Source organism: Acinetobacter chengduensis (assembly GCF_003664645.1).
In the GTDB taxonomy this organism is placed as follows: Bacteria; Pseudomonadota; Gammaproteobacteria; order Pseudomonadales; family Moraxellaceae; genus Acinetobacter; species Acinetobacter chengduensis.
In genome coordinates this window covers 1-1,549 of sequence record NZ_RCHC01000059.1, presented here as the reverse complement: position 1 = coordinate 1,549, position 1,549 = coordinate 1, and the positions used below count along the sequence as shown (strand labels likewise).

The window sequence follows — 1,549 nt, the reverse complement described above, 5'->3', positions numbered from 1 at the left end:
CAAGGTACAGGCGGTACGATCACAGGTTTTGGCGCTGGTAAGATCCGAAAAGAGTTTGGCGGAGCTATTATTATTGATGACCCGCACAAAGCAAGTGAAGCAAGCTCAGACACGATTCGTGGCAATGTCATCGAGTGGTTTCAAAACACCTTAGAATCTCGAACTAACTCACCTGATACGCCAATCATCGTGATTATGCAACGTTTGCATGAGGAAGATCTGGCAGGGTGGTTGCTCGCTGGTGGGAATGGTGAAGAATGGGAGCACTTATGCCTGCCAGCGATTCAAGATGACGGCACTGCACTTTGGCCTGCAAAGCATTCAATTGAACGCTTAAAAGTTATGGAGGATACTGCGCCGTATGTATTCTCAGGGCAGTATCGCCAATTACCATCACCACCTGCGGGTGGTTTTTTTAAGCCTGACAGAATTGAAATTGTGGATGCGCTACCAGCAGAATTTATCAAAGATGTGCGCGCTTGGGATTTAGCAGCCTCTGAAAATGAGGGTGACTGGACAGCTGGCCCACGAATGCTCAAGACCAAAGAAAATATTATTTACATCGCGGACATGGTGCGAGGCCGATGGGGCCCTGATGGGGTAGAAAACACCATTAAGCAAACCGCTCAAATGGATGGTAAGTCTGTTTCAATTCGATTGCCACAGGATCCTGGTCAAGCTGGGAAGTCTCAAGCTAAAAACTTCATCACAATGCTTTCAGGTTTTAATGTTAAAGCCGAGACGGTATCAGGTGACAAGATTACCCGGGCACAACCATTCGCTGCGCAGGTCAACATTGGCAATGTGAAGATGCTACGAGGTGATTGGAACAAAGCACTCATTGAGGAACTACGCAACTTTCCAAATGGTACACATGATGACCAAGTGGATGCTTGTAGTGATGGCTTTACAGAGCTCAATGAGGCTCGAATCGGTAAGAAGCCAGCCACAGCTGGATCTCGAACATATCAATAGGAAAAATTATGGCAAAGTCTAAAAAGGGCAAAGCGTCAAAGAAGGCTTTGTCTAAGGGTGGTTTATATACTCAAGAAGCGATTTCAAACTTTTTCGTGCATTTCGGCCGACAGCCCGACAATGATGAAGTGTTACGTAAAGCAGGTATTACACGTCATAAGCTGAGGGTATTGCTGGATGATGATGAGATTGCGCAGGCCGTTGAAACTCGTATTGATGCGCTTTTAGGTACGCCGTATAGAATTGAGCCAAGTGAGACGCCAGAATCAAAATTTCTAAAAGACATTTTCGATGAATGGTATTTTGAAATTGCTTCAGGCGCGCTTAATGCGCTTTTTTTTGGTTATTCAGTCCAAGAAGCTGTATATGAGCTTAAACCAGAGGGATATATTGGCTTGCAATGGATCGGGGAAAAACCAATGCAATGGTTTGAGCCTAAGAACGATGGTCGCCTTATTTTGCGTAAAGAAGGTTCTAGCCAAGAACATATTGTTGACCAAATCTTTAAGTTTTTCCTGACACGCCGTAAAGCTACTTATGAACAGCCTTATGGTAAAGCGTTGCTGGCCACACT

At 45.1% G+C, this 1,549-nt stretch carries 2 protein-coding genes; both read left to right on the top strand.

The features are described from left to right. A partial coding sequence (gene terL, locus D9K81_RS18165; protein ID WP_121524028.1) for a phage terminase large subunit occupies window positions 1-975 on the top strand: 975 nt, incomplete at its 5' end. Window positions 976-983: 8 nt separating this feature from the next. Then, window positions 984-1,549, top strand: a 566-nt coding sequence (locus D9K81_RS18160; protein WP_121524026.1) for a phage portal protein family protein, incomplete at its 3' end; no start/stop codon positions are given.